Below are 10,514 nucleotides of genomic sequence, written 5' to 3'. Positions count from 1 at the left end.
CTAATTTACTAAAAATCTGCATATTGCGCAACTTTTTCATTTATATATCCTTAAAATTCTAATTCAACCAACGAGTATATATCATATGCTGTTCCGATCTTGATGCTGGCGCTCGTGTGCGGGTGCAGCAAACGTCAGATGGAAGAGATCGAAGGGGGCAAGTATCCGGTGCAGTTCAGTTGCGGCGAATTGCCTCAAAAGGAAAGTCCGGCGACGAAAGTGACCGACACGAATTTTGAAGCGGGGGATGTTATCGGGATGTATTCCTATCCATCCGGCGGCGCGATGTTCGGCAGCGGGGATTTTAACAGAAGCAATGTCCCGTATGTTTATCGGAATGAGGGAGATTTGTTGGTGAAAGACGGACAGGTTCCGATGTATTTTCCGGCTGATGCGACCTTGCCTTTGACTTTCAAAGGATATTATCCTTATTCGGAACAAATGGGGGCCGATGGGGTCTTGGCGTTGGATATTGCCGATCAGAGGGCGGGGCAGAAAGGGGCCGTCCTTTATACCGATAATGCACAAGGGATTATACGGACGGCGGAGTATGTCAAGCTGGAGTTTGAATATGCGATGGCGCAAGTGATCCTCAATATCCAGTACGATCCGGTGACGATGCCGAACGGCAATGTGGCTTCCATATCGGCGGTGACCTTGGAGGGGAACGGGGTGTATGCCAAGTGCGATTTTCATGTCGAGAACGGGACGGTGACTGCGGCAGCGGGGAGTGCGACGCGCGGAACGATCGGTTTGAAGCCGGGCGTTGCGACGACGACGGCGACGGTTATGCCGGGAACCGTGCTCGATTTGGCGGTGACCTTGGTGACACCGGCACACACTTACGTCGCCCGGCCGCGGAATATCACTTATGAACGGGGGCGGAAATATACCTATAATATAACGCTTAAAGACGGCGGTGAAGTGCAGATCGGCGAAGCCTCGATCTTGGAATGGGAGCCTGGTAACGATCCGAACAACGATCCGATCATTGGAGAGCCTATATAGGAAATATCGAAAAATGAAAAAGACGATTTTCATATTGTCCTTGTTTGCGGCAGCTTGTTTGGCGGGATGCAAGTCGGAAAAAGGGACGCATAACGACGGGACGGTGCGGTTCGAGGCCTACCAGCCGGACGGGGATGCAGGCACCAAGGTGACGGGAACCCATTTTGATGCCAATGACGAGATAACCGTATTCGCACCTCTTGCCGGGAACCCGATCTATGGGAACTACGATACCCACGGGATGGGGCCGGCGAAAGACCGTCGGTACGTGGCGGACAATAACGACCGCTTCACGGCAAAGACGGAGGGAGACAAAATACGTTACTCTTCGGGGACGAATAAACTCGACTTTTACGCCGTATACCCGGCGATGGGGCCGAAACCGAAATGCGCGATAGTCGATCAGACGACTTACCAGATCGACCTGGGTGATATTGCAGATCAGAGGACGGCGGGAGCGGTGGTGCCGTATATCTATTCCGACAACGCGAAAGCGAAAGGGCCGGGAGATGGCGTGGTGACACTGATTTTCCGGAACGTTTTTGCGAAGATCGCATTGGAAGTGGACTATGATCCGGCAGAAATGGGAGCGGGCAATACTTTGAGCAAGGTCGAGTTTTTCGCCGACAACGGATTGTACAGAGAGTGCGTGATCGATTTGACCAAAGGCGGATACGATGTGGTGGCCACGAACGGCGGGCGGAACGAATTGGCGACGGCGGCGGACCCTTATTATTTCCCGGCACCTGCGGCATCGGGGAATACGACCGAGGGGTATATCGTGCCGGGACGCGCGATGAACCCAGTGATCCGGCTGACATTCGGCTCCGCGCCGACGATCGAGACCGACGGGCCGACATCTCGGCCGCTGGTTTACCTGTGCCGGATTCCTACCGGCGGCTCCTATCTGACTTTCGAGGCAGGGAAAGCATATACCTACAAAATAACGATCACCAATAAAGTCGAAGTCGGGATCGGCGGGACGATCGAAGACTGGGTGGCGGCGGGAGGCGTGCCCGTGATCTACGCAGAAAAAGACGAATAACAGACCGGCAGGGGAACCTGTCCGGGAACAATAAACAACGAATCAAACACATGTTAAACAAACCAAACAAAATGATTATGAAAAAAAGTCTCATTTTGGCAGTTGCTTCACTGGCTGTGATCGGCTGCTCGAAACGGGAAATTGGTGTCGATCCGAATGCAGCGGATCCGAACGAAGTACGCTTCTCTACGGGGGGCGCTACGGTTACTTCTAAAGTGACTACCGATGCTGCAGGGAAAAGCGCTTTTGAAAATAATGATTTGATCGGCGTATATGCGGTGCTTGATGGGAAGAAGTTGGGTACCGATGCTTCAGCAGCTTTCCCGACTACACTGCAGTATTTGAACAAAAAGTTTAAGGTAACATCTGTGAAGGCAGCTACGTCAACAGATCCGGCGGTAGCGACTTTCACCGCGAATGGGACCAGTGAGAAGATGTATTATCTGGCAGGGGATCAGGCGTGGAACTACTATGCTTACTATCCGACTACGGGGACTTTGTTCTCGGGTATGCCTACTTTAACGACTGCTGCTGCCGCAGCTCAGTTCGTGAAAACCGATAATACGAATACATTCTACAATCAGACTGCTCTGAGTACAAGTTCTTCTTTGTATCCGGGGCCGATCATGTTTGCTTATCATGGTACAGCTGATAAAGCGTCTTCAACACATCCTGTTAATCTGACGTTTAAACATGCACTGGCTAAACTGACTCTTGATGTAACGGTTGCTAATTCGATCGGGTCGGTTTCGGGTGCTTCTGACGCGACTATTATGATGTATGGTGACGGATTGACCGAAGGTCTTACGTTCGACTTGACGAAAGCTACCGCTGTGGGAGCTGCTTCGGGGGTATATGAAGTGATTTCTCAGACCACTACTGGTTCTCCTGCGAATTTGGATGGAACTACGACGGCTTCGGCTGGTGCTACTCCGACCCCTGCGGATACGAAAGCTTATTTCTTTGAAGCGATTCCGGATGCTGGTGGTGACGTACAGCACTTCACTGTTACCGGTTATTTGGTTCCGGCAGGTTGCGTAGCAGCTCCGGGAACGGGTACTTTGAAAAATGTGGAAATCAAATTCTATATCGGTGCTTCTGGTTCTATGAACTTGCAGGCTTATACGGCTAAATTGGATGAAACCGCAGGTGGTTCTATAAGTGGTAAAACGAACTATCTGCCGCAAATCGAACCGGGTAAGGAATATAAATTCAAGATTGAATTGAAGCAGCATGAAGTAACATTCACCGGTACGATCGAAGACTGGGATGTGGTTGATAATACCTCCACTCCGATTCCGGCTGAATAATTTCAGTTTGTCTTATGAGGAGACCGCCCTCGGGATCGGGCGATAAACTCGGCCGATCCCGATCGACGGTCTTAATGAGTAAAAGTACGTTGAGTACAAACAACAAAAACACGATGAAAAAAGTATCGATACTGGCTGCTATCGCTTTGGTAGTGGTCGGTTGTAACAAAAGAGCGCTCGAAGAGCCCATTCCGCCGGTAACACCCGATACGGAAGCGCCCGTCTCGTTCGGTGCGACAGCCGAAGTGTCGGTCGTGGAATCGAAAGCTGCTCTGAATTTGGGTACCGACTTGACTCCGCAACTCGGCGTTTATGCTTTCAAGGCTGCTTCGGTACCGAATGCGTCTACTGCTGATGGTGCTGTGTGGTGTAGTGCAAAGAACTTGCACTATACTTGGGTCCCGGCAAGTAATTGCTATAAAGAGGACACAAAGACTTCGTTGTTCTGGCCTGCTTCGGGGAATACCAGTGATAAACTTTCGTTCGCAAGCTATTTCCCTTATCTGGCTACGGCTACGACGGGGAATGGAGTGAACGCTTATGTCCTCACGCAGGATTTGGCTACTCAGACCGGAACGCCGGCGCCGGATTACGGCTTTGCTTGGGCTAAAGCGGAAAATGTGGGACGTCCGAATCCGATGGCGTCACAAGCCTTGGCTTTCAACTATAAGGTAGCGAAAGTCTCCCTCTCGATTGTCGGCGACGGAACTTCTGTAGGGGCAACGGGTATCAAGGTGCAAAGCGGTGGCACTGGTGAAGGGGTCGTATCTATCAAATTGTACACGGCTTCGACGTCGGGGCTCTATAAAGAGTACAAGTTGAATCTGTTGGATGGTACGACGACTAACAGCACCGGCAATTTGACCCAAGCTGCTCCGATGACCTTGCAACCTGTTGCGAAGACAGGTAATGGAACGAGTGGAGATACGTTTGAAAAAGATTATGTGGATGCGGTAGGGTATCTCGCTCCTTCTACGGATGCCAATTTTGAGGCTGCTGGTCTTACGGTGGAAGTCGTATATAACGACGGTACGAGCGATCAGACTTATACCGCAACGATCAAAGCGGGTGTTGGCTTGCTGGCTCCTCCGGCTGACTTGTCTGCTGGTTTGGCTGCTGGTAACAATTACAAATACACCTTGAAACTCGGCAAATCGGGCATTACCTTCACGGGTACGGTCACCGATTGGACTGACGTGGCTGGTGGCGAAATTACTCTTGATTAATTCGGTGTCGGTGTAACTGATACTGAAATAAAATCGAGCCGGGGCGGATTGCCTTGTGCGGGACCTCCCCGGCTTTTTTACTTTTACTGTTGAATTTTGTGCGGGGATTCGTGAGAATCCTAAGTGGTGCGAAGGTTGTTTTAGACAGAGGTGCGGTAGTTCTTGATTCCGGAGTGTGGGTATGGTGCGGAAACAGAAACGGCAAACGGGCCGAACCAAGTCGGACACGCCTGCCGTATCTACAAACAAAACAAAACAAACAAAACTGACAAACCGAGGTTGCTGCTTCCCGGTGAGTACTCCATCTTCCTTCGATGGGAATCACGGTGGCAGGTAACCCAATGACATAAAGTGCATAAAGCGTGCCAAAGAGGCTTTCCTTCAGCCGACGGGGTACGCGAGCGAGTGTATAAAGCGAATCCGAAAGGCTTTCCTTCAGCAGATCGGGTTTGTGAATAAATAAATTAAGCCAGGCATATGAAACGTTTCTTTGCTGTATTGCTGTGTAGCAGCATGTTCGGCATTTGGAGCTGTAAGCATGACGGATCGTATCCCGATCCTGATGCGAATCGCGGAAAGACCTTTCCGGTCGAATTCTCCGCAGGCGGAGGGAATCTCCTGTCCGGTGCAGCGACCAAAACCAATCTCAATCTGACAGAAGGTACCACCGTGCGCGTACTCGTCTATAAACGCGCTTCGGGAGGGGCCGCAGCGGATCCGGCTGCGGATACCTACGTTACCGAAAATACCTACAAAATACAGGGCGACGGCTCTTTCTTGCCGTGCGTGACCGATGCGGCGGGCGTCGTGACCTCCGAGGCCGGTTCCGTGATGGAACTGAGTGTCGGAAATTATGATTTCTATGCGTATGCGCCGGCGGCAGCCATGACCTCGCGGCCGACCTTGCAGGTCGGACACGGGGCCGATCTGATCGCTACCGGTGCGGTGACCCGGCGGGTGGCCGGAAAGCGCACGAACGTCGATCTTCTGTTCGGCCACAAAGCTTCTCAATTGCATTTTACGGTGACCCGGAAAACGGATGCCAATACCGTTTACGCTGTGTCGATGCAGGATGCGGGTGTCAAGGTCGAAAAACTGGCCCATGCGCCTGCGACCTACCGGCTCGGCGGCAATATCGCCGTCTCCGGGACAGCTTACGACGGGGTTTCTGAAGTTCCCGGCTCGCGTTTCACCCAGATCGATGATTGCACGACGGCGGTTCTGGATACGATTTTGCCGCGGGCGGCGAATACCTCGGCGGCGGACGATCTGACGCTGACTTTCCATCTTCTTATCAACAATTCCCTGTACAAAACCTATACGGCGACGCTGCCCAACCGCGATTTTCTGCCGGGTAACCGGTATCTTTTCAACGTGACGGTCAAGGACGGCGGCGCGGTGCTGACCCTGTTCGAGCTGCTGCCGTGGACGAACAACGCGATGACCGACATGGAGGTCGGCGGCGACGCATCGAACGGAATCGTCTTGGGAGAGTGGACCGAGACGGGGTGGAGCACTGGCTTGGGGGACGAAGGCACGGTTCCTTTTTAACCGGAACGGCAGTAACAGGACGAAGCGGGAATCCCCGCAAGGAAGTGCCCCCGCGGCATGAGCGGTGAAGCGAAGCAATAACAGGACGAAGCGGGAATCTCCGCAGTCTATCTAAGTTCGAGATTTAACCAGGTATGAAAAAGATCATTTTAATCTTGTTGATCGCAGGAGTGTTGGGCGCTTGCCGCAAAAGCGACCGCCCCGAGTTCGGCGGAGAGGGGCTGACTGTCTTCCAGTTGCAGCCCGGATCGTTCGATATGAAGCAGACGAAAATGACGTCGGCGCAGGAGAATACGCTGGTCGATGTGGCTGTGCTGCAATTCGATGCGTCGGGGAATTTCGTGAAGTACATTTATAAAGCGGGAGCGGTGACAGACAACAAACTCGCTTTGGCATTGGCTTCCGGCTCTTCGCAGACGGTCGTTTTCGTGGCCAATGTGGCGGATGCGGCCCCTTTCAAGACCTTTGCAGGCACCTTGGCGCAGTGCCGGGCATTGACGAAATCGGTCGCCGATGAAGCGGCGCTGACGGCGGGAAATGTGCTGCCGATGTACGGCGAATACCGGGGGGATGTGATCGGGGGCAAAACGCAGGCAGCGGTGGTGATGAAACGGGCAGTGGCCAAGATCGAGCTGAGCTATTGGGTGGATATTCCGGATGCGGCGGACAGGCATATCGTCTTTACGCTGAAGAGCATCCAGCTGCGGAATGTGCCGCAGGTGATGTCGTATGCCGATCCGGCGGATATTTATCCGGCGGTTTCGGCTTCATTCGGCGATTATCCGGCCGTGAATGTCTCGACGCAGCCGACGGCGGCGGCGAAAGGTACGCAGATTTGGTATATGCCTGAAAACAAACGCGGTACGGGGACGGCGGAGGTCGCTTCGCAGAAGACGGCGGCGGCTTTGACATCGGGGGGCGATAAGGCCACTTATCTGGAGATGATCGGTGACTATACCAAAGACGGTCAGACGGTGGAGTTGGCCTATCAGCTTTATTTGGGAGCCGATCCCGTCAAGGATTACAATGTGAAGCGGAATACGATTTATAAAATCGAGGCGGTGATCAAAGGGGCGAATGCGGTGGATTGGCGGATTTCGGTGACTGCCGGCGGGGGCGAGTTGGGCGTTGACGATGAAAATCCGGACAGCGAGAGCGGCGATGTCTCCCTCGGGGGAGGCAGTGTGGCGAACTGTTATATGATCCATCCTTCGGCGACGGCGACCGATGTCCGCATTCCGGTGCGAAGGGTGAATGAAATCTATCAGGATAAGATTTGCGACCGTTACGGGCTGCTGACCGTGCCGGATTATCGCCAGAAAGATTCGATCCCGGCGGTCGCGGCGGCCGGACGCGAGTGGGTGGCGGAGGTGCTGTGGCAGGATAGCGGTGCCAAGATGGTGGATATTACCGGCGGCACGATCCGGACGCGGACGGACGATATTGTTCTGCGGCCGACCGGGGTGGCGGGAAACTGCGTGATCGGTCTGCGGCGCTCGAGTGACGGCAAGATCGTGTGGAGCTGGCATCTGTGGATTACCGATTACGATCCGGTGATGGATTATGCCGGGGCGTTGCAGGTCGGCGAGATGCACCAGTATACCGGCTGGATGAAAGACAATGCCAAGTTCATTATGGATCGGAACCTGGGCGCCGCGTCGGGGCCGTATGGGATCGGCTCGTGGGGCTTGCTTTACCAATGGGGGCGCAAGGATCCGTTTGTCGGTGCGGCGGGGGCGGCTCCTCGGGCCTGGTATGTGCCGGACGGCAGCGGCGGGTTCCGGGCGGCCACGGAAGCGGATATTCCGAAAGTCGCCGCCGGAGCGGGCGTCAACAACATCTACAATGCGGTGATGAATGTCACGACTTACTATGCGAACGGTACGGACGGGGACTGGACGGCGCGCAATGACGGGCTTTGGCAGGACAATACGAAGACCTTGTTCGACCCTTGTCCTGTCGGTTGGCGAGTGCCGAGGAGCGGTATTTGGGAAAATGTGACGACGGCGAATGCGGTTTGGGAGGCTACTCACGGGGCGGGAAATACGGGAGTTAGGCTTTGGAATATCGTTCTCGGCGGCCCGGCGTGGTATCCGGCGCAGGGGTACCGCGACGGCGGTTCGGGAAATGTGACCGGGGGGACGGTCAGCGCGGCCGACTGGTCGTCGACGGCCAGCGGAAGCGGTGCGACCGCCTGGAGCATATCGAATCCGGTACAATTGCCCGGCGCCGGAGCCCGTGCGAACGGATATGCGGTGAGGTGTGTGAAAGAGTAGGGCACGGTTCGGTTTATCAAGGATTATCGGAGAAACAAAACAATACGGAATATGAAAAAATTGATTGCACTATGCTCGGCAACCCTTCTGCTGGCATCTTGCACCAAACGGATCAACGAAGGATTCGGAGGCACAGGCGACCCGGTTCAGGTCGAGTTAGGTTTTACGATCGAAGCTGCGGCCTCGGCCGTTGAAGGCGGCGGGAAAACGAAAACTTATGAGAGCGAGGCCATGGAGGTGGTCTTTTCGGAGGCGGAACCGGCGTTGGAAAGCAAGGCTTCCATTGAGCTGACCAATGTCTGGGCCGTCCAGTTCGATGCAGCAGGGGAGTTCGTAACGGCCAGCAAGACAGCTTCCTTGGCGGTGGGAACACCCCTCAAACCGATTCTCAAAGCGGGCAAAAGCCAGCGGATTTACGTGGTGGCGGCCATGAGCGACAATACCGATTTCTCGACCGCTCTGGCCGGGAAAACGGTTGCGGACTTCAAAAAAATGGCGGCCACTCTGGGCGCTGCGCCGAATATGGGAACTTCGGCGGGCATTCCGCTGTGCAGCGACGAGGTGACGGCGGACATCTATTCCAACGGCAAATTCCTGTCCAAAACGGGGATCAAACTGAAGCGGGTGGTGGCCCAGATTCTTTTTACGGCCCAGATCGGTTCCTCGGCGGCGGAAAATTACACGATCACGTCGGTTAAATTGGTAAATAAGCCGAAAAATGCCTATTTTGCCATACCGGACGGGGCGACTTATCCGGTTCCGGCAGCCGGCAACTTCGAGGAAGCGGCGGCTGACAAGGGGGTTAAGGATCAGCAGACGTGGTTCGTTCCGGATAATGTCCGGGGTACCATTTCAAACAGTGATCCGCTGAAAAAGGTGCCGAACGCTGTTTTGGGCGATTATTGTACGTATGTGGAGGTCAAGGCGGAGCGGGTGGCTGTCGGAGAGAAGAAGCTGGCTACGATGAAAATTTATCTCGGCTCGAATATGACCGATAATTTCAATATCGAACGGAACAAGATTTACACGATTACCTGTACGATCAACGATTTCGAGGTCGCTGGGGATAATCGGGTGAATATCACGACGATGGAGGCTCCGGTGGCGAACTGCTACATGTTGGTGCCGGGTTCTGCGGCCGTGACTTATATTCCGGTGAAGCGGGCCAACGAGATATACACGGCTGAGGTAGCCACTTTGTACGGGTTGGCCGACGGCACTACCTATCAGGGGGGAACTGATGCGCAGGAGGGGTATAACGGGCCGACGGGGGCTCCGTGGGTGGTTGAAAGTATGGTTTACCGTCAGGCGGATTCGCTGCCGGAATATGCGGACAAGCGGGTTTGGATTGCCGAAATCGCCTGGCAGGATGAAGCGAATGGGGGACAGCCGTTGGTTGTGATTGAAAATCCGGTGATTACCAATCGCCGGGATTTGATTCGGGTGCGCGCGAACGGGGGTGGTGCCGGGAACTGTATTATTCGTTTGAGGCGGGCTAAGAAAGCGGATGGTTCGGCTTGGGATAACGAGACGGTTTGGTCGTGGCATTTGTGGGTGACGTCCTATCAGCCGGGAGATGCGAGCAGTTCGCGTGAACCGGGTGCGGTTCCGGGTTCCGCGGCGAATGGTGCGGCTAATGACGGGACTGCGGCGGTGCATACGTATGCCGGTTGGTTGAATAATGATCCGGGTACGGAGGCGATTTCGGGGGGTGTGAAGCATCCGATCATGGACAGGAACCTGGGGGCGATGTCAGCTTCTCCGGGGGTAGCTTCGTATGGTCTTCTGTATCAGTGGGGTAGGAAAGACCCGTTTGTGGGGAGCCGGGATGGGTCGAATGAGAATGGGAAGACTTTTTATGTTCCTACTTATTCGGGTGGGGATACGGAAAGTCGTTCAATTTCCGATTGGACTGCATATAATACGGTGGATGGTACGGCGGCCGGGAATACGGGGAAGGGTGATTTGGGGGTTCGCAAGGTGAATGCGGCTGATCTCGGGAATACGATTTTTTCCGCGATCCGCAACCCCGTCGCGTTCTATTTCGCGGCGGCGCAGAATGACTGGACATCTCCGCAGAACGGCGAACTTTGGCGGG

Annotated in this window: 7 protein-coding genes; all 7 read left to right on the top strand. The window is 54.3% G+C overall.

Annotation, left to right across the window (positions count from 1 at the left end):
• Positions 1-138 precede the first annotated feature (138 nt).
• A complete protein-coding gene (locus Q0Z93_RS07920) occupies positions 139-1,008 on the top strand; it encodes a fimbrillin family protein (protein ID WP_298064388.1) in 870 nt (289 codons plus the stop codon).
• A 13-nt stretch (positions 1,009-1,021) separates the two neighbouring features.
• A complete protein-coding gene (locus Q0Z93_RS07915) occupies positions 1,022-2,053 on the top strand; it encodes a fimbrillin family protein (protein WP_298064387.1) in 1,032 nt (343 codons plus the stop codon).
• A gap of 77 nt (positions 2,054-2,130) precedes the next feature.
• Positions 2,131-3,363, top strand: a complete 1,233-nt coding sequence (locus tag Q0Z93_RS07910) for a fimbrillin family protein (RefSeq protein ID WP_298064386.1) — start codon at positions 2,131-2,133, stop codon at positions 3,361-3,363.
• 113 nt (positions 3,364-3,476) lie between these two features.
• Complete coding sequence (locus Q0Z93_RS07905) at positions 3,477-4,589, top strand: hypothetical protein (RefSeq protein WP_298064385.1); 1,113 nt, start codon at positions 3,477-3,479, stop codon at positions 4,587-4,589.
• Between the two features lie 477 nt (positions 4,590-5,066).
• Positions 5,067-6,140 (top strand): BF2992 family fimbrillin-A clan protein, encoded by a 1,074-nt coding sequence (locus tag Q0Z93_RS07900; protein WP_298064384.1) that lies wholly within the window; start codon positions 5,067-5,069, stop codon positions 6,138-6,140.
• A 134-nt stretch (positions 6,141-6,274) separates the two neighbouring features.
• Positions 6,275-8,416 (top strand): DUF4906 domain-containing protein, encoded by a 2,142-nt coding sequence (locus tag Q0Z93_RS07895; protein ID WP_298064383.1) that lies wholly within the window; start codon positions 6,275-6,277, stop codon positions 8,414-8,416.
• A 51-nt stretch (positions 8,417-8,467) separates the two neighbouring features.
• Positions 8,468-10,514 (top strand): DUF4906 domain-containing protein (locus Q0Z93_RS07890; protein WP_298064382.1); only part of this gene is annotated, 2,047 nt, incomplete at its 3' end.

Origin of the sequence: uncultured Rikenella sp., from assembly GCF_947628055.1 — a bacterium.
GTDB lineage: Bacteria > Bacteroidota > Bacteroidia > Bacteroidales > Rikenellaceae > Rikenella.
Note: the sequence above shows the minus strand (reverse complement) of the source record. Positions and strands in the feature narration are given on the sequence as shown.